At 53.9% G+C, this 20,525-nt stretch carries 18 protein-coding genes; all 18 read left to right on the top strand.

From position 1 onward, the window contains the following. Positions 1–170: 170 nt before the first annotated feature. On the top strand, positions 171–2,825 hold the full coding sequence (gene gyrA, locus PSH76_RS19460) for a DNA gyrase subunit A (RefSeq protein ID WP_032892792.1): 2,655 nt from the start codon (positions 171–173) through the stop codon (positions 2,823–2,825). A 242-nt stretch (positions 2,826–3,067) separates the two neighbouring features. Continuing rightward, positions 3,068–4,153 carry a 3-phosphoserine/phosphohydroxythreonine transaminase gene (gene serC / locus PSH76_RS19455; RefSeq protein WP_305492756.1) on the top strand — a complete coding sequence of 362 codons (1,086 nt, stop codon included), beginning with the start codon at positions 3,068–3,070 and terminating at the stop codon, positions 4,151–4,153. After that, positions 4,153–5,247 (top strand): prephenate dehydratase, encoded by a 1,095-nt coding sequence (gene pheA, locus PSH76_RS19450; protein WP_003172650.1) that lies wholly within the window; start codon positions 4,153–4,155, stop codon positions 5,245–5,247. Before serC ends, pheA begins: the two co-directional genes overlap by 1 nt. 9 nt (positions 5,248–5,256) lie before the next feature. Next, positions 5,257–6,369 carry a histidinol-phosphate transaminase gene (gene hisC, locus PSH76_RS19445; RefSeq protein ID WP_305492755.1) on the top strand — a complete coding sequence of 371 codons (1,113 nt, stop codon included), beginning with the start codon at positions 5,257–5,259 and terminating at the stop codon, positions 6,367–6,369. 28 nt (positions 6,370–6,397) lie between these two features. Then, complete coding sequence (locus PSH76_RS19440; protein ID WP_305494479.1) at positions 6,398–8,608, top strand: bifunctional prephenate dehydrogenase/3-phosphoshikimate 1-carboxyvinyltransferase; 2,211 nt, start codon at positions 6,398–6,400, stop codon at positions 8,606–8,608. Continuing rightward, positions 8,605–9,294 (top strand): (d)CMP kinase, encoded by a 690-nt coding sequence (cmk, locus tag PSH76_RS19435; RefSeq protein ID WP_003189772.1) that lies wholly within the window; start codon positions 8,605–8,607, stop codon positions 9,292–9,294. The genes PSH76_RS19440 and cmk overlap by 4 nt, the downstream gene beginning before the upstream one ends. Positions 9,295–9,414: 120 nt before the next feature. Next, the gene (gene rpsA / locus PSH76_RS19430; RefSeq protein WP_003189774.1) at positions 9,415–11,100 is read left to right on the top strand and encodes a 30S ribosomal protein S1; all 1,686 of its coding nucleotides are present in this window, start codon (positions 9,415–9,417) and stop codon (positions 11,098–11,100) included. A gap of 381 nt (positions 11,101–11,481) precedes the next feature. Then, a complete protein-coding gene (locus PSH76_RS19425) occupies positions 11,482–11,766 on the top strand; it encodes a hypothetical protein (RefSeq protein WP_278917810.1) in 285 nt (94 codons plus the stop codon). A gap of 130 nt (positions 11,767–11,896) precedes the next feature. Continuing rightward, a complete protein-coding gene (gene ihfB, locus PSH76_RS19420) occupies positions 11,897–12,193 on the top strand; it encodes an integration host factor subunit beta (RefSeq protein ID WP_003189779.1) in 297 nt (98 codons plus the stop codon). A 24-nt stretch (positions 12,194–12,217) separates the two neighbouring features. Next, on the top strand, positions 12,218–12,448 hold the full coding sequence (locus PSH76_RS19415) for a lipopolysaccharide assembly protein LapA domain-containing protein (protein WP_305492754.1): 231 nt from the start codon (positions 12,218–12,220) through the stop codon (positions 12,446–12,448). Between the two features lie 320 nt (positions 12,449–12,768). Continuing rightward, entirely contained in the window at positions 12,769–14,133 is a 1,365-nt protein-coding gene (locus tag PSH76_RS19410) for a Wzz/FepE/Etk N-terminal domain-containing protein (RefSeq protein ID WP_305492753.1), read from the top strand. A 610-nt stretch (positions 14,134–14,743) separates the two neighbouring features. Then, entirely contained in the window at positions 14,744–15,637 is an 894-nt protein-coding gene (gene rfbA, locus PSH76_RS19405; protein ID WP_278917809.1) for a glucose-1-phosphate thymidylyltransferase RfbA, read from the top strand. Next, complete coding sequence (gene rfbC, locus PSH76_RS19400; protein WP_305492752.1) at positions 15,634–16,200, top strand: dTDP-4-dehydrorhamnose 3,5-epimerase; 567 nt, start codon at positions 15,634–15,636, stop codon at positions 16,198–16,200. Before rfbA ends, rfbC begins: the two co-directional genes overlap by 4 nt. After that, a complete protein-coding gene (locus tag PSH76_RS19395; RefSeq protein WP_305492751.1) occupies positions 16,197–16,601 on the top strand; it encodes an FdtA/QdtA family cupin domain-containing protein in 405 nt (134 codons plus the stop codon). Before rfbC ends, PSH76_RS19395 begins: the two co-directional genes overlap by 4 nt. Then, complete coding sequence (locus tag PSH76_RS19390) at positions 16,594–17,058, top strand: acyltransferase (RefSeq protein WP_305492750.1); 465 nt, start codon at positions 16,594–16,596, stop codon at positions 17,056–17,058. The genes PSH76_RS19395 and PSH76_RS19390 overlap by 8 nt, the downstream gene beginning before the upstream one ends. Then, positions 17,055–18,179, top strand: coding sequence for a DegT/DnrJ/EryC1/StrS aminotransferase family protein (locus PSH76_RS19385; RefSeq protein ID WP_305492749.1), 1,125 nt, complete (start codon positions 17,055–17,057; stop codon positions 18,177–18,179). The genes PSH76_RS19390 and PSH76_RS19385 overlap by 4 nt, the downstream gene beginning before the upstream one ends. After that, entirely contained in the window at positions 18,180–19,469 is a 1,290-nt protein-coding gene (locus PSH76_RS19380) for an O-antigen translocase (protein WP_305492748.1), read from the top strand. Then, a complete protein-coding gene (locus PSH76_RS19375) occupies positions 19,466–20,524 on the top strand; it encodes a glycosyltransferase family 4 protein (protein ID WP_305492747.1) in 1,059 nt (352 codons plus the stop codon). Before PSH76_RS19380 ends, PSH76_RS19375 begins: the two co-directional genes overlap by 4 nt. Position 20,525: the final 1 nt, after the last annotated feature.

Below are 20,525 nucleotides of genomic sequence, written 5' to 3'. Positions count from 1 at the left end.
TCCGGCGGTTTCCAGGGCTGCCCCGAGGGGTGGCCTATAACGTGCAGATCCGTGTCATAACTCGTTGATTTGTCGTAAGTCGTTGTCAGGCACCGTGCCGGCAGCGGCGAGCTTCGTTCGTCCCGAATGGATGTGACGAGGTTTCACCCGAAAAAGGAATCAGGCTTCTCATGGGCGAACTGGCCAAAGAAATCCTCCCGGTCAATATCGAAGACGAGCTGAAACAGTCCTACCTCGACTACGCGATGAGCGTAATTGTCGGTCGGGCACTGCCTGATGCGCGCGATGGCTTGAAGCCCGTGCACCGGCGTGTGCTGTTCGCGATGAGCGAGCTGGGTAACGACTGGAACAAGCCGTACAAGAAATCTGCCCGTGTTGTCGGTGACGTGATCGGTAAGTATCACCCTCACGGCGACACTGCGGTGTACGACACCATCGTTCGGATGGCGCAGCCGTTTTCCCTGCGCTACCTGCTGGTAGACGGCCAGGGCAACTTCGGTTCGGTGGACGGCGACAACGCCGCGGCCATGCGATACACCGAAGTGCGCATGACCAAGCTGGCGCATGAGCTGCTGGCCGACCTGCACAAAGAAACCGTGGACTGGGTGCCGAACTACGACGGCACCGAAATGATCCCGGCTGTCATGCCCACCAAGATCCCCAACCTGCTGGTCAACGGTTCCAGCGGTATCGCCGTGGGCATGGCCACCAACATCCCGCCGCACAACCTCGGTGAAGTCATCGACGGTTGCCTGGCCCTTATCGACAACCCTGAGCTGACCGTCGATGAGCTGATGCAATACATCCCCGGCCCGGACTTCCCGACCGCCGCGATCATCAACGGTCGCGCCGGCATCATCGAAGCCTACCGCACCGGTCGCGGGCGCATTTACATGCGTGCCCGCTCGATGATCGAAGACATCGACAAGGTCGGTGGCCGCCAGCAGATCGTCATCACCGAACTCCCGTACCAGCTGAACAAGGCACGCTTGATCGAGAAGATCGCCGAGCTGGTTAAAGAGAAGAAGCTGGAAGGCATCACCGAGCTGCGCGACGAGTCCGACAAAGACGGTATGCGCGTAGTAATCGAGCTGCGCCGTGGCGAAGTGCCTGAGGTGATCCTCAACAACCTCTACGCCCAGACCCAGCTGCAAAGCGTGTTTGGTATCAACGTGGTTGCCCTGATCGACGGCCGCCCGCGCATCCTGAACCTCAAGGACCTGCTGGAAGCCTTCGTGCGTCACCGCCGCGAAGTGGTGACCCGCCGTACCGTGTTCGAACTGCGCAAGGCCCGCGAGCGCGGCCATATCCTGGAAGGCCAGGCGGTTGCGCTGTCGAACATCGACCCGGTGATCGCCCTGATCAAGGCCTCGCCAACCCCGTCGGAAGCCAAGGAAGCGCTGATCAGCACGCCGTGGGAATCCAGCGCCGTAGTGGCCATGGTTGAGCGCGCTGGCGCCGACTCATGCCGCCCGGAGACCCTGGACCCGCAATACGGTCTGCGTGAAGGCAAGTACTTCCTGTCGCCAGAACAGGCCCAGGCCATCCTGGAACTGCGTCTGCACCGCCTCACCGGCCTTGAGCACGAGAAGCTGCTGGCCGAGTACCAGGAGATCCTCAACCAGATCGGCGAGTTGATCCGCATCCTCAGCAGCGCCGTGCGCCTGATGGAAGTGATCCGCGAAGAACTGGAAGTGATCCGCGCCGAATACGGCGACGTACGCCGCACCGAAATCCTCGATGCGCGTCTGGATCTGACCCTGGGTGACATGATCCCGGAAGAAGAGCGCGTGGTGACCATCTCTCACGGTGGCTATGCCAAGACCCAGCCGCTGGCGGCTTACCAGGCTCAGCGTCGTGGTGGTAAAGGTAAATCGGCTACCGGCGTGAAGGATGAGGACTACATCGCTCACCTGCTGGTTGCCAACAGCCACACCACGCTGCTGCTGTTCTCCAGCAAAGGCAAGGTGTACTGGCTCAAGACCTACGAAATCCCGGAAGCCTCCCGCGCTGCCCGTGGTCGTCCGTTGGTCAACCTGCTGCCGCTGGACAGTGACGAATACATCACCACCATGCTGCCGGTCGAGGAATACACCGAAGGTCACTTCATCTTCATGGCCACCGCTAAAGGCACCGTGAAGAAGACCCCGCTGGAATCCTTCAGCCGTCAACGCAGCGTGGGGCTGATCGCCCTGGAGCTGGACGAAGGCGACGTACTGATTTCCGCAGCCATCACCGACGGCGAACGCGAAGTCATGCTGTTCTCCGATGGCGGCAAGGTCACACGCTTCAAGGAATCCGACGTGCGTGCCATGGGCCGTACCGCCCGCGGTGTACGCGGCATGCGCCTGCCAGAAGGGCAGAAGCTGATTTCGATGCTGATCCCGGAAGAAGGCAGCCAGATCCTCACCGCTTCCGAGCGTGGTTATGGTAAGCGCACCGCCATCAGCGAGTTCCCTGAGTACAAGCGTGGCGGCCAGGGCGTGATCGCCATGGTCAGCAACGACCGCAACGGCCGTCTGGTCGGCGCGGTGCAGGTGCTCGATGGCGAGGAAATCATGCTGATTTCCGACCAGGGCACCCTGGTGCGTACCCGTGTGGCCGAGGTCTCGAGCCTGGGCCGTAACACCCAGGGCGTGACCCTGATCAAGCTGGCCAAGGACGAAAAACTGGTCGGCCTGGAGCGTGTGCAGGAGCCTTCGGAAGTCGAAGGTGAAGAGCTCGAAGGTGAGGAGTTTGAAGGCGAGGTGATCGCAGCCGGCGATGACAACGTTGACGAGCCAACCCTCGACGCTGCCGCAGACGAAGAAGAACCGCAGGAATAAGCGGACACACAGGGGGCGGATGAAGATTCGCCCCCTTGTTGTTTGTCCCCTATGAAACACAGCGCCCTTTGCCTGGACGCGGTCCATGTGGGAGCTGGCTTGCCTGCGATGCAGGCGCCTCGGTCATTCAGTGATACCGCGGCGCTGCTATCGCAGGCAAGCCAGCTCCCACAGATGCCCGCTTCAGAATGAGGGCGTTGCTGACATGATTGCAGCCCCACCAGATCAGAGTGAGATTGGATGTGAGCAAGAGAGCCTATAACTTCTGTGCCGGTCCCGCGGCGCTTCCTGAAGCAGTCCTGCAGCGTGCGCAGGGTGAACTCCTCGACTGGCATGGAAAAGGCCTCTCCGTGATGGAAATGAGCCATCGCAGCGATGAGTTCGTGTCCATCGCCAACAAGGCCGAGCAGGACCTGCGCGACTTGCTGGACATCCCATCCAATTACAAAGTGCTGTTCCTGCAAGGCGGCGCGAGCCAGCAGTTCGCCCAGTTGCCGCTAAACCTGCTGCCCGAAGGCGGCACTGCCGACTATATCGACACCGGTATCTGGGGGCAGAAGGCTATCGAAGAAGCCTCGCGCTATGGCCATGTCAACGTGGCAGGCACCGCCAAGCCCTATGACTACTTCGCCATTCCCGGCCAGAACGAGTGGAAGCTGTCCAAGGACGCGGCCTACGTTCACTACGTCGCGAACGAAACCATCGGCGGCCTGGAATTTGACTGGGTGCCTGAAGTCGGTGAGGTGCCACTGGTGTGCGACATGTCCTCGGACATCCTCTCGCGCCCGATCGACGTGTCCAAATACGGCATGATCTACGCCGGCGCGCAGAAGAACATCGGCCCGAGCGGCATCCTGGTCAATATCATCCGCGAAGACCTGCTGGGCCGTGCCCGTTCGCTGTGCCCGACCATGCTCAACTACAAGGTCGCGGCCGATAACGGCTCGATGTACAACACCCCGCCGGCGTTTGCCTGGTACCTGTCGGGCCTGGTGTTCGAATGGCTCAAGGAGCAGGGCGGCGTGGCGGCCATGGGCAAGCTCAACGAAGAGAAGAAGCGCGTCCTGTACGACTTCATCGACGCCAGCGGCCTGTACAGCAACCCGATCAACCTCACCGACCGCTCGTGGATGAACGTGCCGTTCCGCCTGGCTGACGACCGCCTGGACAAGCCGTTCCTGGCTGGCGCCGACGCGCGCGGCCTGCTGAACCTCAAGGGCCATCGTTCGGTGGGCGGCATGCGCGCCTCCATTTATAACGCCGTCGACATCCACGCCATCAATGCGCTGGTTGCCTACATGGCAGAGTTCGAGAAGGAACACGGCTAATGTCTGAGCAAGAACTCAAGGCCCTGCGCGTACGCATTGACAGCCTGGACGAGAAGGTCCTGGAGCTGATCAGTGAGCGTGCGCGCTGCGCCCAGGAAGTGGCACGGGTGAAGATGGCGTCCCTCGCCGAAGGCGAAGTGCCGGTGTTCTACCGCCCCGAGCGTGAAGCCCAGGTACTCAAGCGTGTGATGGAGCGCAACAAGGGGCCGTTGGGCAACGAAGAGATGGCGCGGTTGTTCCGTGAAATCATGTCGTCGTGCCTGGCGCTGGAGCAGCCGCTGAAAGTGGCTTACCTCGGCCCTGAAGGCACCTTCACCCAGGCAGCGGCCATGAAGCACTTCGGCCATGCGGTGATCAGCAAGCCGATGGCGGCCATCGACGAAGTCTTCCGTGAAGTGGCGGCCGGCGCGGTGAATTTTGGCGTGGTGCCGGTGGAAAACTCCACCGAAGGCGCGGTCAACCACACCCTGGACAGCTTCCTTGAGCACGACATGGTGATCTGCGGTGAGGTGGAGCTGCGTATCCACCACCACCTGCTGGTGGGTGAAAACACCAAGACCGACAGCATCAGCCGCATCTACTCCCACGCCCAGTCCCTGGCCCAGTGCCGCAAGTGGCTGGACGCCCATTACCCGAATGTCGAGCGCGTGGCGGTGTCCAGCAACGCCGAAGCGGCCAAGCGGGTCAAGGGTGAGTGGAATTCGGCGGCGATTGCCGGCGATATGGCCGCGGGCCTGTACGGCCTGACGCGCCTGGCCGAAAAAATCGAAGACCGCCCGGACAACTCCACGCGCTTTTTGATGATCGGCAGCCAGGAAGTGCCGCCCACCGGCGACGACAAGACCTCGATCATCGTTTCCATGAGCAACAAGCCCGGCGCGCTGCATGAGCTGCTGGTGCCGTTCCACGATAACGGGATTGACCTGACGCGCATCGAGACTCGTCCTTCGCGCAGCGGTAAATGGACCTACGTGTTCTTTATCGACTTCATCGGCCATCACCGCGACCCGCTGGTCAAGGGCGTGCTGGAGAAGATCAGTCAGGAAGCCGTGGCACTCAAGGTGCTGGGCTCTTACCCGAAAGCGGTTTTGTGAGGCTTTGACATGAGTGGCAACTTCCTCGCCCTGGCGCAGCCGGGCGTGCAACAACTCTCGCCTTACGTTCCAGGCAAGCCTGTGGACGAGTTGGCCCGCGAGTTGAATCTGGACCCGTCCAAGATCGTCAAGCTGGCGAGTAACGAAAACCCGCTGGGCCCGAGTCCCAAAGTGTTGGCGGCGATTCGTGAAGAGCTGGCCGAGCTGACCCGTTACCCCGACGGCAACGGTTTTGCGCTCAAGTCGCTGCTGGCGGACAAATGCCGGGTCGAGTTGAATCAAGTGACTTTGGGCAATGGCTCCAACGACATCCTTGAGCTGGTTGGCCGTGCCTACCTGGCGCCAGGTTTGAACGCGGTGTTCAGCGAACACGCGTTTGCGGTCTACCCGATCGTGACCCAGGCGGTGGGGGCGGATGCTCGCGTGATTCCTGCCAAGGACTGGGGCCATGACCTGCCGGCGATGCTGGCAGCCATCGATGCTCAGACTCGCGTGGTGTTTATCGCCAACCCGAACAACCCGACCGGCACTTGGTTTGGCGAGCAGGCACTGAACGAATTCCTGCAGGATGTGCCGGAGCACGTGCTGGTCGTGCTGGACGAAGCCTACATCGAGTACGCCGAAGGCAGCGACCTGCCCGACGGCCTGGATTTCCTCGCGGCCTACCCGAACCTGCTGGTGTCGCGTACGTTCTCCAAGGCTTACGGCCTGGCGTCGTTGCGGGTCGGTTATGGCTTGTCCACGCCTGTGGTGGCCGATGTGCTGAACCGCGTGCGCCAGCCGTTCAACGTCAACAGCCTGGCCCTGGCGGCCGCCTGTGCGGCGGTGCGGGATGCCGAATACCTGGAAGAAGGCCGTCGCCTCAATGAAAGCGGCATGCTGCAGTTGCAGGAAGGCTTTCGTGAGCTGGGCCTGGGCTGGATTCCTTCCAAGGGCAACTTCATCTGCGTCGACCTCGGCCAAGTGGCCGCGCCGGTGTTCCAGGGCTTGCTGCGCGAGGGCGTGATCGTGCGCCCGGTGGCCAACTACGGCATGCCGAACCACCTGCGTATCACCATCGGTTTGCCGGCTGAGAACAGCCGCTTCCTTGAGGCGCTGGCCAAGGTTCTGGCCCGTGGTTGATGTCACTGCATTGCAACCTGCTGTGCCTATGATCGGTCGCCTGGTGGTGGTCGGCCTGGGGTTGATCGGTGGCTCCTTCGCCAAAGGCCTGCGTGAAAGCGGCCTGTGTGGCGAAGTGGTGGGCGTGGACCTCGACCCCCAATCGCGCGCGTTGGCGGTGGAGTTGGGGGTGGTGGACCGCTGTGAGGCGGACCTGGCCGTTGCGTGCCAGGGCGCGGATGTGATCCAGCTCGCCGTGCCGATCCTGGCCATGGAAAAACTGCTGGCGGTACTGGCGGGTATGGACCTGGGGCAAGCAATTCTTACCGATGTGGGCAGCGCCAAAGGCAACGTGGTGCGCGCTGCACAACGGGCGTTTGGTGGCATGCCGCCGCGTTTTGTGCCGGGCCACCCCATTGCGGGTTCCGAGCAGAGCGGGGTGGAGGCCTCCAATGCGCAGCTGTTCCGTCGGCATAAGGTCATCCTGACGCCGCTGGCGCAAACCGATCCAACGGCGTTGGCAGTGGTGGATCGTCTCTGGCGCGAGCTGGGCGCGGATGTGGAGCATATGCAGGTGGAGCGTCACGACGAAGTGTTGGCAGCCACCAGCCACTTGCCGCATCTGCTGGCATTTGGCTTGGTGGATTCTTTGGCCAAGCGCAACGAGAACCTCGAGATATTCCGGTACGCGGCTGGTGGTTTTCGCGATTTCACGCGGATTGCCGGCAGCGATCCGGTGATGTGGCACGACATCTTCCTCGCCAATCGCGAAGCGGTGTTGCGCACCCTGGACACCTTCCGCAGTGACCTCGACGCCTTGCGCGACGCGGTGGATGCGGGAGACGGCCATCAACTGCTGGGCGTGTTCACCCGGGCACGGGTGGCGCGTGAACATTTCAGCAAGATCCTCGCGCGCCGGGCCTATATGGAAACCGCAGTGAACACCGATGACCTGACCTTCATCGCCAGCCCGGGTGGCCGCTTGAGCGGGCGCATTCGCGTGCCGGGTGACAAGTCGATCTCCCATCGATCGATCATGTTGGGTTCGTTGGCCGAAGGTGTGACCGAGGTGGAAGGCTTCCTTGAGGGTGAAGATGCCCTGGCGACCTTGCAGGCCTTTCGCGACATGGGTGTGGTGATCGAGGGGCCGCACCATGGGCGCGTGACCATTCATGGCGTCGGCCTGCAGGGCCTGAAGGCTGCGCCGGGGCCTATCTACGTAGGCAATTCCGGCACATCGATGCGCCTGTTGGCCGGTGTATTGGCGGCGCAGAGCTTCGACAGCGTGCTGACCGGCGATGCTTCGCTGTCCAAGCGCCCGATGAACCGCGTGGCCAAGCCGCTGCGGGAAATGGGCGCGATCATCGAAACCGGGCCGGACGGCCGTCCGCCACTGAGCATTCGTGGCGGGCAATCGCTCAAGGGCTTGAACTATGTACTGCCCATGGCCAGTGCCCAGGTGAAATCCTGCCTGTTGTTGGCGGGGTTGTACGCTGAGGGCAAAACCTCGGTGACCGAGCCTGCACCGACTCGCGACCACACCGAGCGCATGCTGCGCGGCTTTGGCTACCCGGTGGCGGTGCAGGGCGCGACGGCATCGTTGGCGTCAGGGCATGGGTTGACCGCTACGCGTATTGAAGTGCCAGGAGATATCTCGTCTTCGGCGTTTTTCCTGGTGGCGGCCTCGATTGCCGAGGGATCCGAGCTGCTGCTGGAGCATGTCGGTATCAACCCGACCCGCACCGGGGTAATCGACATCCTGCGGCTGATGGGGGCTGATATCACCCTCGAAAATCAGCGCGAGGTGGGCGGCGAGCCGGTTGCGGATTTGCGTGTGCGTGCCGCCGTGCTCAAGGGTATCGAGATTCCACACGCCCTGGTGCCGTTGGCAATTGATGAGTTCCCCGTGCTGTTTATTGCTGCAGCCTGCGCTCAAGGCCGCACCGTTTTACGCGGGGCCGAGGAGCTGCGCCTCAAGGAGTCCGATCGCATCCAGGTAATGGCCGACGGTCTGTTGGCCCTGGGTGTGAAGTGTGAACCCACGCCTGATGGGCTTATCATTGACGGTGGCCCGATGGGCGGCGGTGAAGTGCATGCCCATGGCGATCATCGGATTGCCATGGCGTTCAGTGTGGCTTCCCTGCGGGCGACGGCGCCTATTCGTATCCTTGACTGCGCCAATGTTGCTACGTCTTTTCCGAACTTTCTGACACTGTGTGCCCAAGTCGGCATCCGTGTTGCCCAAGAGGCTCAATTGTGAATATCAAAGCACCGGTGATTACCATCGACGGGCCTAGCGGCTCGGGCAAAGGCACAATCGCTGGCATTCTGGCCAAGCGCCTGGGTTGGTGTCTGCTGGATTCTGGCGCGCTGTACCGCCTGCTGGCGTTTGCTGCGCACAACCATGGTGTGGACCTGACCAACGAAGAATTGCTGACCAAACTTGCCGCCCATCTGGATGTGCAGTTCATTGCGGCGACCGAGGGTCAGCTGCAGCGCATTATTCTGGAAGGTGATGAAGTCAGTGATGTGATTCGCACCGAGAGTATCGGCGCGGGTGCCTCCCAAGTGGCCGCGCTGCCTGCCGTGCGCGAGGCGCTGCTGCAGCGCCAGCGCGCATTCCAGGAAGCGCCGGGCCTGGTGGCCGATGGCCGCGACATGGGCACGGTGGTGTTTCCCGAGGCGCCGCTGAAGATTTTCCTGACCGCCAGCGCCGAGGAACGGGCACGCCGCCGATACTTGCAGTTGAAGGGCAAAGTCGATGGTGTTAGTCTGTCGAGTCTGCTAGATGAGATCCGTGCACGCGATGAGCGTGATACCCAGCGTGCGGTAGCCCCGCTCAAGCCGGCGGCTGACGCCATACAGCTGGATTCCACGGAGTTGTCCATCGAGCAGGTGCTGGAACGCATCATGAGTGAAATCGCCATTCGCGATATCGCCGGGTGATCAAGAAGGCCGCAGGGGACCAGTCATAGTCCTGCGGTGGCTTCTTTTAACTGAAACTGACCCACACCGTCTGGGGTGTGGAGATGGGCGTATTCTTCGCCCTTATCAACAGGAATTAAAATGAGCGAAAGCTTTGCGGAACTCTTTGAAGAAAGCCTAAAAACCCTGAACCTTCAGGCAGGCTCCATCATCACCGGTGTTATCGTTGATATCGATTACCAAGCTCGCTGGGTAACCGTTCACGCTGGTCTGAAGTCTGAAGCTCTGATCCCGCTGGAACAGTTCTACAACGATGCTGGTGACCTGACTATCAATGTCGGTGACGAAGTTCACGTTGCTCTGGACTCGGTTGAAGACGGTTTCGGTGAAACCAAGCTGTCCCGTGAAAAAGCCAAGCGCGCTGAATGCTGGATTGTTCTCGAAGCAGCCTTCGCAGCTGAAGAAGTGGTCAAGGGCGTTATCAACGGTAAGGTTAAAGGCGGCTTCACTGTCGACGTTAACGGCATCCGTGCGTTCCTGCCAGGTTCTTTGGTCGACGTTCGTCCAGTGCGCGACACCACGCACCTGGAAGGCAAAGAACTGGAATTCAAAGTCATCAAGCTCGACCAGAAGCGCAACAACGTTGTCGTTTCCCGTCGCAGCGTGCTGGAAGCAGAGAACTCCGCCGAGCGTGAAGCTCTGCTGGAATCCCTGCAGGAAGGCCAACAAGTCAAAGGTATCGTCAAGAACCTCACCGATTACGGCGCATTCGTCGATCTGGGTGGCGTCGATGGCCTGCTGCACATTACCGACATGGCTTGGAAGCGTATCAAGCATCCTTCCGAAATCGTCAACGTTGGCGACGAGATCGATGTCAAGGTTCTGAAGTACGATCGTGAGCGTAACCGCGTTTCCCTGGGCTTGAAGCAGCTGGGCGAAGATCCATGGGTTGCTATCAAAGCTCGTTACCCAGAAAGCACCCGCGTAACCGCGCGTGTTACCAACCTGACCGACTACGGCTGCTTCGCAGAGCTGGAAGAAGGCGTGGAAGGCCTGGTACACGTTTCCGAAATGGACTGGACCAACAAGAACATCCACCCTTCGAAAGTCGTACAAGTCGGCGACGAAGTGGAAGTTATGGTTCTGGACATCGACGAAGAGCGTCGTCGTATCTCCCTGGGCATCAAGCAGTGCAAATCTAACCCATGGGAAGATTTCTCTGGCCAGTTCAACAAGGGCGATAAAATCTCCGGCACCATCAAGTCGATCACCGATTTCGGTATCTTCATTGGTCTGGACGGCGGCATCGACGGCCTGGTTCACCTGTCCGACATCTCCTGGAACGAAGTTGGCGAAGAAGCTGTTCGTCGTTTCAAGAAGGGCGACGAGCTGGACACCGTTATCCTGTCGGTTGACCCAGAGCGCGAGCGCATCTCCCTGGGCATCAAGCAACTGGAAAGCGATCCGTTCTCCGAGTACGTTCAAGAGAACGACAAAGGCGCCATCGTTAAAGGCACTGTGAAAGAAGTTGACGCCAAAGGCGCCATCATCGTTCTGGCCGACGATATCGAAGCGACTCTGAAAGCCTCCGAAATCAGCCGTGACCGCGTTGAAGACGCGCGCAACGTTCTGAAAGAAGGCCAGGAAGTAGAAGCCAAGATCATCAGCGTTGACCGCAAGAGCCGCGTGATTCAGCTCTCCATCAAGTCGAAAGACGAAGTGGAAGAGAAAGAAGCTATTCAGAGCTTGAAAGAAGCTGCTCCGGAAGCTGCTGCTGACACCACCATGGCGGCACTGCTGCGCCAGGCAATGGCTAAGCAGAACTAAGTTCTGTAAAGCTATAGAAAAAGGGCGACTTCGGTCGCCCTTTTTTGTGCCTGACGCCTCAACGGTAGGAGCTCGCTCGCGAAAAACTCACAGACCACACGTTCATTCAGGATTCATGATGTCCCCACGCTCCGCGTGGGAGCGCCTCTTGAGACGCTCTGCGTCTCGTCCGTTAGCGCCAGTGAGGCAGGGCGTCACTGGCTGCATTCCCGCGCAGAGCATGGGAACGATCACGATCAAGGGCCTTGCGATGCGAGGCCCTTTTTTTTGCCTGACATTTGATGAAGCAACTGCACCGAACCAAGGCATTCAGCCCAATGTCAGAACTGACTATAGTCTTGAAAACGGCTATTTCGCGTTGCTGACTCAATAAGGGTTTGAATGAACAGAATTATCGTAATACTCGCCTTGCTGGTACTTGCAGGCTGCTCCTCCACCAGCGCCAAGACCCACGCCAAGCGCGGCGTCAGCGGCATCGAGATCGACTGCTCTGGCCTGGGCAACAAGTGGGAAAAGTGCGAGAAGCGCGCCGCCCGTGAGTGCAAGATGCAGGGCTACAAGGTCATTACCCGTTCCGGTGATGCCGAGGACGAAGAGGGCGACTACCTGTTCGGCTGGAACCCTGCTGGCGCGGTGACGCGAACCATGTTGGTGATCTGTAAGTAAGGGGTTGACCGCTCGCTGAGCGTGTTTATTCAGCCTCAGATAAGTTGACACATGGGCTGTTCAAATTCATCAACTCATGCTAAAACCTTCGGAGCGCTTTTCCTAGCTGCTTGAAAAAGAAGGGAAAAATATGACGAAGTCGGAGTTGATCGAACGAATTGTCACCCATCAAGGGCTGCTCTCATCCAAGGATGTGGAGCTGGCTATCAAGACCATGCTTGAGCAAATGTCCCAATGCCTCGCCACCGGAGACCGCATCGAAATCCGCGGCTTCGGCAGCTTCTCCCTGCACTACCGCGCACCCCGCGTAGGCCGCAACCCAAAAACCGGCCAATCCGTCAGCCTCGACGGCAAATTCGTTCCCCACTTCAAACCGGGCAAGGAATTGCGCGATCGGGTGAACGAAGAAGAGGAAGAAGGCGTCTGAGTGTTTTTGGCGAAGGAGAAGGGTATGCGTGGGGTTAAGCGCGTTGCTGCAGTATTGATTGCAGTGCTTGCAGCGTTGGTGGTTTTGGCGTTTGTGCTGGAAAACCAGCAGGGCGTGGCACTGTCGTTCCTGGGGTGGAGTACTGCGCAGATGCCGGTGGCGGTGTTTGTGGTGGTGGCTTTGATTGTGGGGATGGTGATTGGGCCTGTGTTGGGGGTGGTTGTGCGCAGGCGTCGGGGTAAGGCGGTGGTTTAGTTTTAGGAGAAAGGGAAGAGCGGTATTGGCGACCGTTTGTCAGAAACCATGCCATGTCGCGCGCTTTGAACTGCCTACCTACCTAGCCCTGTTGGTTGCGACAGTTCTCCTAGAAAATCAGAATCGCCTGACAGACATGTCAAGACTTGTAATATGCCAAAGAGATGGCAGAATGGAATCTGTTCTCGATAACAGGCATTTTGTGCGCTCAAAATTTGGCAGAGACGCTGGGTTTTGGCGGTCATCCAATTAGAATAAAAAATACGCAATTTTGTCTGCATAACGAGCCCGCAGTTTCTCTTTGAAGGCAGGTTTTTGTTGTGAGTAGTAGCTTCCGCGTTCCCCCATTAAGATCCTCCGACGAAATAGATTTAATAACTCTATTAAAAAACGTCTTCCTTCAAAAAAAGCTCGTGTTCTTAGTGACCTTAGCTGTCACATTGATTGCAGTGTGCTATTCGTTTCTGGTAACGCCACAATACAAGATCAATGCGGTGTTGCGCCCTGCGGCCATCAACGAGTTGGATGCACTGAATCGCTCTGAGATTTACCAGTTGCCACCAGCGGACGCATTAGTCAAGGTTGGTGAGGCACTCGAATCCTACGATACTCGCTTAGCTTTCTTCAAAGCCAATCAGAGGCTATTCGCAAGGTTCGTTCGCCCAGGAGAAACGCTGGAGCAGAGTTTTGAGGCATTCAATCGTAACTCTATTCAATTAACGTTGCCTGATCCAAATAAAAAAGACGCTCTGAGTGATTATATAAAGCTTGAAATGACTTATCCCAAGGGTATTGATGGCGTAGCGATTCTGAATGGTTTAGTCGATTACGCTATTGGGACTGAGCGTGAGCAGATCAGTGCCGACGTTAATGTAATCGTTCAAAATCGGTTAAGGGAACTCCAGGGGAAATTCGATTCGGCCCGATCGAATTACAATGTTGAGAAAGAGGCCAAAATAGCGCGGTTTCGTGAAGCTGATTCATTGAAGCGTGCCCAGTTGCAGGACGAGTTGAAAGCCTTGCGGGCTCAATTGAAAGCGTTACGCAGCGATCGTATCTTTCAACTGAATGAAGCGATCGGAATTGCTAAAACTTTGGGTATTCAAAAACCGGCGACGCCTTCATCATTCGGTGAATCTGATAAGGCGGGTGCTGGCAGCGTAATTCGTACCGAAGTAAATAATCAGCAAATCCCACTTTATTTTATGGGGGTTGAGGCGCTTAAAGCTGAGATCACCGCATTGGAGCAGCGTAGATCGGATGATTTCACCGATCCTCGCGTGGCCCAGATCGCAAAGGAGCTTCAGTTGCTAGCGACCAATCGCGAAATTGAAGTGCTGAGCGCGCGTAAAAATGAGGATGTTTTTCTCGCTGGTGTCGAGTCCTTACGTGCGGAGATGACTCGTTTGAGTAACTTGAGTACCGATATGTCGACCCTCAAGCTAGTCACTATCGATCAACAGGCCCTTGAGCCGGTAGCGCCCTCTAAGCCTAACCGTCTATTGATAATGGCGCTTGGTTTGTTTGGCGGGGCTGTCTTAGCATTTTTTATTGCGCTTACTAGGATTATGGTCGTTACTGGCAGCGCCCCCAGAGTCGATGAAGATATAACCTCAAGCAGTCGTGTGCGCGGCGATGTTAAATCGACCAGTAGTGCTAAACCCAACTTATCCCAAATTAGTTGAGCGCCATGGAGTGATTGAGGTTTAATGGGCTCCCCCTTTTCAGAGCGTCACTATGGTGCGTCTTCGCTTTAAGTCCCGGGGAGGGGCAGTTTTGAAAAGCGTTTCCGGGCTGGATGTTTTGATCTTGAATTGGTTATTGCCGCAAAAAGGGTAGGTCAACTGAGAATTTTTTGTAGGAAATGACAGGTCGGGGTCCGTGCTGAGATCGCTTAGGATACATAGCTTGGCGTCCAAGTCCGCAGTGGATTGTGACGGTCGTAACGTAGTTACGAATCAGATTGTCGCTCTCAAGTGCTCGGATCCTACATGTCGGCGTGTTCCTGTTGCTGTCAGCCGGGCGCTGATAGATCCATTGGTAGCTGTGGTTTATCAGCTTTACGCCGTGGGCTCTAGGTACGTGCCCCCAGCTGATGATCAATTGCAGCAAATTTATGGCGCTGCTGATTCTTCTGGAACAGGTTGTAAACCTAATTTCAAGGTTACGGTTCCCCTCACCTACCCTCGACCATTGAATTCTTGGCCCAATACCGAGAAACTGCGTCAGAGTTTTTGCATTCACCTGGCAGAATGGCGCGGTGGTGTAATTCCATGCTAAAGGAAGTTTTAGAGAATGGCGGTTATTAAACGCAAAGGCATTATTCTGGCAGGCGGTTCTGGTACGCGCTTGTACCCGTTGACATTGGGCGTGTCCAAGCAGCTGCTGCCCATCTTTGACAAACCGATGATTTTTTATCCGCTATCCGTGCTCATGCTTGCCGGTATGCGCGAGATCCTGATCATTTCTACGCCAGAAGACTTGCCATGCTTCAAAAAAATGCTGGGCGATGGCAGCCAATACGGCATCGAACTCACCTACGCAGAACAGCCAAGCCCCGACGGATTAGCGCAAGCCTTCATCATAGGCGAAGAGTTTATTGCTGATGATCCTTGCTGCCTGATTTTGGGTGACAATATTTTTTATGGCCAGCATTTCTCGGACAACCTTAGCTCTGCGATGTCTCAAAACTCTGGCGCAACCGTATTTGGATATCATGTTTCAGACCCGGAGCGTTTTGGTGTGGTTGAATTTGATCACGACGGCCGTGCGCTTAGCATTGAAGAGAAGCCAACAGTTCCGAAGTCAAATTACGCAGTTACAGGTTTGTACTTCTACGATAATCGTGTTGTAGATATTGCAAAAAATATTAAGCCTTCACCGCGTGGTGAGCTTGAAATTACGGATGTTAACAAGGCCTATTTGGACGACAAATCATTAACTGTAGAGATGCTAGGTCGAGGCTTTGCCTGGCTGGATACAGGTACTCACGAGTCGCTGCTTGAAGCAAGCCACTTTGTTCATACCATTGAACATCGTCAGGGACTCAAAGTCGCTTGCCTCGAAGAAATAGCATTCAACAACGGTTGGATCTCACCAAAGCAACTAAGCGAGCAAGCTGAGAAGCTTAAGAAAACAGGTTACGGACAATATCTGCAGAAGCTTCTTAAAGAGGCCTCTGAAAAATGAAATTGATTCAAACATGCATTCCAGATGTTGTGATAATTGAACCAGCTGTTTACACGGATGCGCGTGGCTGGTTCATGGAAAGTTTTAATCAAGCGAAGTTTCAGGTGGCGCTGAAGGAGTTGGGGCTACCCGTACCGAGTGCATTTATTCAAGACAATCATTCTTACTCCTCGAAAGGGGTATTACGTGGACTGCATTTTCAGTGTGCACCTCACGCCCAAGGAAAATTAGTCCGGGTTGTAAGAGGTTCTGTATTCGATGTTGCAGTCGATATCCGCCCTTCTTCTCCTACCTATCTCCAATGGGTCGGCGCGGAGCTAAGCGGCGATAACAACCGTATGATGTGGATTCCGGAGGGCTTTGCTCACGGCTTTGTTGCGTTGGAAGATCATACGCACTTTTTGTACAAAACTACTGGTTACTATAATAAGGAGTCCGAAGGTGCCCTCCATTGGAACGACCCTAAACTATCCATCAAGTGGCCTGGGTTTATTGATTATAATGTCAGCGATAAAGATGATGAGGCCCCCGGGGTCGAAAGTTTATCGGTGATTATAGAATGAGCTTAATTAAACTTTTGGATATCAAGAAGTTAGGTGATCATCGCGGTCACCTCGTTGTTCTTGAGAATAACAAAAGTATTCCGTTCGCTATAAAGCGCGTCTATTACCTAACTGGCACGCAAGCGGGTGTACCTCGTGGGTTTCACGCTCACAAGGAGCTCACTCAAGCTGCCGTTTGTGTTTCAGGGCGTTGCCTCATGAAAATGGATGACGGAATAAACAAAGATGAAATTTGGTTGGACTCATCTGATAAAGCTATTGTCATTGATAAAATGATTTGGCACGAAATGCATGAATTCAGCGCAGATTGTGTGCTTTTAGTGTTAGCCGATGATTATTATGATGAAGAAGACTACATTCGAAATTATGATGTGTTTTTGGAGTTGACAAAACATGCCTAAAATTCATCCACTTGCTGACGTAAAAAGCAAAAACATCGGAAAAGACACCCGGGTGTGGCAGTTTGCGGTGATTTTTGATGGAGCGGTCATTGGCGAAAATTGCAACGTTTGTGCACATACACTAATAGAAAACGGTGTATCGGTGGGAAATAATGTAACGATTAAGTCGGGCGTATTTCTCTGGGAAGGGACAGTGATTGCTGATGACGTTTTCATCGGACCTAATGCCACATTTACTAACGATGCTATGCCTCGATCCAAAGTTTATCCGAAGAGTTTTTCTGGTATTACCATTAAACGAGGTGCCAGCATTGGTGCCAACGCGACGATCTTGCCGGGAGTAACTGTAGGCGAGGATGCGATGGTAGGCGCTGGCGCTGTAGTGGTTTCTGATATTCCAGAGGGTGCAGTCGTTGTGGGTAATCCAGCTAAAATTATTAGGTATTTTAAAAAATGATAAGTTTTCTAGATTTGAAATCAATCAATCAATTGTGTCGTCAGGAGCTGATCGACGCTTGCACCCGAGTCATAGATTCAGGATGGTATATAGGCGGTAAGGAACTCCAGCTGTTTGAACAGAGCTATGCTGACTATTGCGGGGCGAAGTATTGTATTGGTGTTGCCAACGGGCTTGACGCTCTGGTACTGGTCATCCGAGCCTGGAAGGAACTTGGTTACTTGAGTGAAGGTGATGAAGTTCTTGTTCCTTCAAATACATATATCGCTAGCATCCTTGCTATATCAGAGAATGGACTGATACCTGTTTTAGTAGAACCGGATCCTACGACCTTTAATATGTGTCCCCTTAAAGCAGAAGCTGCTATTTCTAGCAGAACCAAATGTGTTCTGCCCGTACATTTATATGGTCGTCTTGCGGATATGCCGGCCATCTTGGATGTTGCTGAAAGATTTGGTCTACTCGTTCTAGAGGACTCAGCCCAATCCCACGGGGCTAACTTGAATGGAAGGAAAGCAGGTAATTGGGGAGATGCCTCCGGTTTCAGTTTCTACCCTGGAAAAAATCTTGGTGCGCTGGGAGATGCTGGCGCAATCACTACAAATGATGAAGCGCTTGCGACGACGCTGAGGGCTTTACGTAATTACGGTTCTCACGAAAAATACAAAAATTTATACCGTGGGGTGAATAGCCGATTGGATGAAATTCAGGCAGCTTGTTTGTCTGTAAAACTTAAATATCTAGACGAGCAAACGACTCATCGCCGCCAAATTGCTGATCTGTACACCCGATCCATTGAAAACCCAGCAATTTTTTTGCCTGCGTCGGAAAGTTTCGAAGTTTTGCAGAATACGAGTCACGTGTGGCATGTATATACTGTGCTTTGCGAGCAAAGAGAAGCGCTCCAAGAACACCTCATTGAGTGTGGAATTCAAACTTTGATTCATTATCCGATTCCCCCACATCATCAGAAAGCTTATGCTGAGTTGGCGGGCTGCTCTTTCCCTATTTCTGAAAAAGTACATAATCAGATCTTGAGCTTACCAATCGGTCCAACTTTGTCGCTGACGGACGCTGAAGTAGTGGTAAAAGCATGTAATAGCTTCATGGTTAAAAATTAAATGAATCTTGTTAAAACCAGCTTTTTTAATGGAATAGCTGTTGTTGTTAAAATGTTGACCCTTTTGGGAATTAACAAAATCTTGGCGCTGTATGTTGGGCCGTCAGGCTACGCTGCGCTGGGCCAGTTACAGAATGCCCTTACGATGATCATAACGCTCTCCAGCGGTGCTGTTAATACGGGTGTTACTAAATATACTGCTGAATATGTCGACGAGCCGAGTAAGCAACATGCAGTTTGGAAGACCTCAACAGCTTTGGCTGTTGTAGGCTCTCTTTCTGTCGGTATTATGGTTGCGGCATTTAGCAATAGATTGTCAGTGTATTTTTTCAAAAAGGATGAGTATGCGAGTGTCTTTTTGTGGGTCGCTTTATCCCTGATATTCTTTACCTTTAATGCTTTGTTGATGGCCGTTATTAACGGAAAAAAAGATGTAAAAACATTAGTCGTCGCTAATATTTGCGGTAGTTTTTTATCACTAATAGTGACTGGTTTGCTTACTTGGTTTCTAGGGCTTTATGGTGCTTTAGTCTCTCTTGGGATATACCAGGCGCTGGCTTTCGTTACGACTGTTTTTTTATGTAGGCATGCAGAATGGTTTAGAGTTAAATATTTTTTTGGACGGTTTGATAAAGGTGTAGCTGTTAATCTAGCTAAATTCGCGGCAATGGCGTTGACCACTGCACTTTGTCTTCCTATCGCTCAGATATTGATTCGAGACCATTTAACAAGTGAGTTTGGAGTAGAATACGCTGGTTGTTGGGAGGCAATGTGGAGGCTAAGCAGTGCATATCTCTTGTTGGTGACGACTACTCTAGGTGTTTATTATCTTCCCCGCCTTTCTGAGCTTTTCGGCTACGCGGCTATTTTGAAAGAAGTTGTAGAAGGTTATAAAGTTGTGCTCCCTGTTGTTATCGCAGGTTGCGTGGTTGTATATTTTCTACGCGATTTTGTTATATATATATTGTTTAGCAATCAGTTTCTACCGATGAGAGATTTATTTGCGTTTCAGCTCATTGGTGATGTCATGAAGGTTGGAAGTTGGATACTTGCTTACGTCATGCTGGGTAAAGCGATGTATAAACTGTACATAGTTACAGAGATACTTTTTTCTATGTCATGGTATTTCCTAGTTTTGCTCTTCACTCGATGGCATGGTTTTGACGGAGTGGTTGAAGCTTATGCACTCAATTATTTTCTGTATTGGATTGTCATGGCTATTTGCGTAACGTGGGCGCTGAGCACCCACTCTAAGGGTAAGATCGCCACATCGATGAAGAGTTCTCAATGAAAATTTTAATTCCAATGCTTGCATTTTCAAGTGCTGGTGGGATGAGGGTATTATCAAGGCTCTCAAGTGAGTTGATAAAAGGCGGCCACGAAGTTGATTTTTTAGGTCCGCACTTTATCAATAGTCCTTATTATCCGACGCTAGCTAAAGTGAGAGTGTTTTCGAATGTTTTTCATCGTGTGCCCGTAGTGCGCGGGATTTTTAACCTCTTAGGAATGTTTTTGTTTATTCTAAAACATCGGAAAGAATATGATATTTTTTTGGCGAACTATAATTTGACTGCATTCCCGGTTGCGTTCGGTGCTTTAGGTACTGGTAAAGGTTTTTATTATATTCAAGCCTATGAGCCCGACTTTTATGATAAGAAAAGTTTTATAGGGTTTTTTGGCTATATTATGGCTTCAGTTTCTTATTTTTTACCGCTTCGACGAATTGTTAATGGCGAAATATATAAAAGTTATAAGCTGCTAGAAGCAGAGTGTGTTGTTGAACCGGGCATAGATCTTGAGATTTTCAAATTTTCTCCTAGGCCGGTTCCTTCTGAAAAAATAGTATTAGGCTGCATAGGTAGAGAGCTAGCATGGAAAGGTACATACGAGATTGTGGAGGCAGTAAAAATAGTTAGGGCAACCACAGGTAAGAACTTAATTTTAAAATTAGCGTTCGAGCTTCCGAAAAATGTAGCTTTGAAAAGTTATGACTTTATCGAGATGAGTGTGCCTCATGGAGATGAGAACTTGGCAGCATTTTATAGCGGTGTTGACTTGTTTATAGCCACAGGACTCCTTCAAGATAATGCCTTTCACTATCCGTGTTTAGAGTCGCTGGCGTCGGGGTGTATAGTTATTTCAAATTACGGGCCGGCCAGTAAAAGTAATTCGTTAATTGTTGAGCAGGTAACGGTTGAAAAAATAGTTTCTCAGATACTGCATTACCTTCAATTAGATCAGCACGCTTTGGCCACCATGCGGGCTCATGCAGAGCGTGACGTGAAAGCGTATGATTGGTCAGCGATAGCAAAAAAAATGCTCGATTCATTCGCTTTTTTACGTTAAT

Source organism: Pseudomonas sp. FP215 (assembly GCF_030687795.1).
Taxonomy (GTDB): domain Bacteria; phylum Pseudomonadota; class Gammaproteobacteria; order Pseudomonadales; family Pseudomonadaceae; genus Aquipseudomonas; species Aquipseudomonas salmasensis.
Note: the sequence above shows the minus strand (reverse complement) of the source record. Positions and strands in the feature narration are given on the sequence as shown.

What these genes read in the sequence shown, in the direction of transcription:
- gyrA (WP_032892792.1), top strand. Translation starts at nt 171, where the DNA reads ATGGGCGAACTGGCCAAAGAAATCCTCCCGGTCAATATCGAAGACGAG.
- pheA (WP_003172650.1), top strand. Translation starts at nt 4,153, where the DNA reads ATGTCTGAGCAAGAACTCAAGGCCCTGCGCGTACGCATTGACAGCCTG.
- hisC (WP_305492755.1), top strand. Translation starts at nt 5,257, where the DNA reads ATGAGTGGCAACTTCCTCGCCCTGGCGCAGCCGGGCGTGCAACAACTC.
- PSH76_RS19440 (WP_305494479.1), top strand. Translation starts at nt 6,398, where the DNA reads ATGATCGGTCGCCTGGTGGTGGTCGGCCTGGGGTTGATCGGTGGCTCC.
- rpsA (WP_003189774.1), top strand. Translation starts at nt 9,415, where the DNA reads ATGAGCGAAAGCTTTGCGGAACTCTTTGAAGAAAGCCTAAAAACCCTG.
- PSH76_RS19425 (WP_278917810.1), top strand. Translation starts at nt 11,482, where the DNA reads ATGAACAGAATTATCGTAATACTCGCCTTGCTGGTACTTGCAGGCTGC.
- ihfB (WP_003189779.1), top strand. Translation starts at nt 11,897, where the DNA reads ATGACGAAGTCGGAGTTGATCGAACGAATTGTCACCCATCAAGGGCTG.
- PSH76_RS19415 (WP_305492754.1), top strand. Translation starts at nt 12,218, where the DNA reads ATGCGTGGGGTTAAGCGCGTTGCTGCAGTATTGATTGCAGTGCTTGCA.
- rfbA (WP_278917809.1), top strand. Translation starts at nt 14,744, where the DNA reads ATGGCGGTTATTAAACGCAAAGGCATTATTCTGGCAGGCGGTTCTGGT.
- rfbC (WP_305492752.1), top strand. Translation starts at nt 15,634, where the DNA reads ATGAAATTGATTCAAACATGCATTCCAGATGTTGTGATAATTGAACCA.
- PSH76_RS19395 (WP_305492751.1), top strand. Translation starts at nt 16,197, where the DNA reads ATGAGCTTAATTAAACTTTTGGATATCAAGAAGTTAGGTGATCATCGC.
- PSH76_RS19390 (WP_305492750.1), top strand. Translation starts at nt 16,594, where the DNA reads ATGCCTAAAATTCATCCACTTGCTGACGTAAAAAGCAAAAACATCGGA.
- PSH76_RS19385 (WP_305492749.1), top strand. Translation starts at nt 17,055, where the DNA reads ATGATAAGTTTTCTAGATTTGAAATCAATCAATCAATTGTGTCGTCAG.
- PSH76_RS19380 (WP_305492748.1), top strand. Translation starts at nt 18,180, where the DNA reads ATGAATCTTGTTAAAACCAGCTTTTTTAATGGAATAGCTGTTGTTGTT.
- PSH76_RS19375 (WP_305492747.1), top strand. Translation starts at nt 19,466, where the DNA reads ATGAAAATTTTAATTCCAATGCTTGCATTTTCAAGTGCTGGTGGGATG.